Here is a 1,225-nt window from a genome sequence, read left to right as displayed (position 1 = left end):
AAGCATCCGGACATGATGTTTATGCGGTCGGAAAAATCAGTGATATTTTTGCCGGGTCAGGCGTGACGCAATTGCGCAAAGCGCATGGCAATCAGGCCTTAGTTGATGCCACGCTGGAGGCAATGAATGAGGCCGGTGATGGTGACCTGATTTTCACCAATCTGGTGGATTTCGATATGCTTTACGGTCACAGGCGCGACATTGCCGGTTATGCCGCCGCACTTGAAGCCTTCGATAAGCGCCTGCCGGAAATTCTCGGCAAAATGCGCGAGGGGGATGTGCTAATTCTGACCGCAGATCATGGTTGTGATCCGGGCTGGCAGGGAAGTGACCATACCCGTGAATGTGTGCCTGTATTGATCGCCGGTGCGGAGAGCGGCACAATCGGTATGCGCAACAGTTTTGCGGATATTGGTAAATCTGTAGCCGCCTATCTGGGGTTGAAAAATGATCTTGCCGGTGAAGATTTTCTGATGGCTCATACCGGCTATCGGCAGTCAGAACGCAGCGGAGAGAGTGATGCCTGAATTACCGGAGGTGGAAACGGTCCGTCGCGGTTTGCAACCGGTTATGGAAGGCGCAACTGTTGAAGGGCTGGTTTTAAACCGTCCTGACCTGCGTTTTCCTTTTCCTGAAAAGCTGAGTGAGCGTCTGCAGGGGCAAAAAATTATCTCGCTGGGGCGGCGTGCCAAATATCTGCTGATCGAATTTGAAGACGGTGCCAGTCTGATCAGTCATCTGGGTATGTCCGGCTCGTACAGGGTTGAACCTGATTTGCGTTCTTCATCCGGACATCGCTTGGCAGATGATTTTCATTATCCGCGCGCCAAGAATACGACCCATGACCATGTGGTTTTTCACTTGCAGATAGAGAATTACGGGCAGCGTCAGGTGATCTATAATGATCCGCGTCGTTTCGGGTTTTTGCTGTTATGCGGTGCCGGAGAGCTGGAAACGCATCCGTCCCTGAAAAATCTTGGCATTGAGCCGACAGGCAACAGCCTGTCAGGCGCGGTGCTTGCAGACTTATTCCGTAACAAGAAAATCACTTTAAAAGCGGCACTGCTGGATCAGCGGTTGATTGCCGGTCTTGGCAATATTTATGTCTGCGAAGCTTTGTGGCGCTCCGGCCTTTCACCTTTGCGTGCTGCCGGAGATGTCGCGCAGGATCCGCAACTGGCAGAATCGCTGGCGACTTCTGTCCGCGAGGTGATTGCCGAAGCCA

The 1,225-nt window shown here is 52.7% G+C and carries 1 protein-coding gene and 1 pseudogene; both read left to right on the top strand.

The window, feature by feature from the left end; all coding sequences use genetic code 11:
- Positions 1 to 527, top strand: a pseudogene (locus tag A918_RS0113825) (phosphopentomutase); the annotation flags it as partial.
- Positions 520 to 1,225: bifunctional DNA-formamidopyrimidine glycosylase/DNA-(apurinic or apyrimidinic site) lyase (mutM, locus tag A918_RS0113820; RefSeq protein ID WP_022711638.1), on the top strand; the 706-nt coding region annotated here is incomplete at its 3' end. The pseudogene A918_RS0113825 and the gene mutM, both read left to right, overlap by 8 nt.

It is taken from the genome of Pseudochrobactrum sp. AO18b, from assembly GCF_000409565.1.
GTDB classification, from domain to species: domain Bacteria; phylum Pseudomonadota; class Alphaproteobacteria; order Rhizobiales; family Rhizobiaceae; genus Pseudochrobactrum; species Pseudochrobactrum saccharolyticum.
The sequence above is the reverse complement of the archived record's forward strand: the minus strand, read 5'-3'. Positions and strand labels throughout refer to the sequence as shown.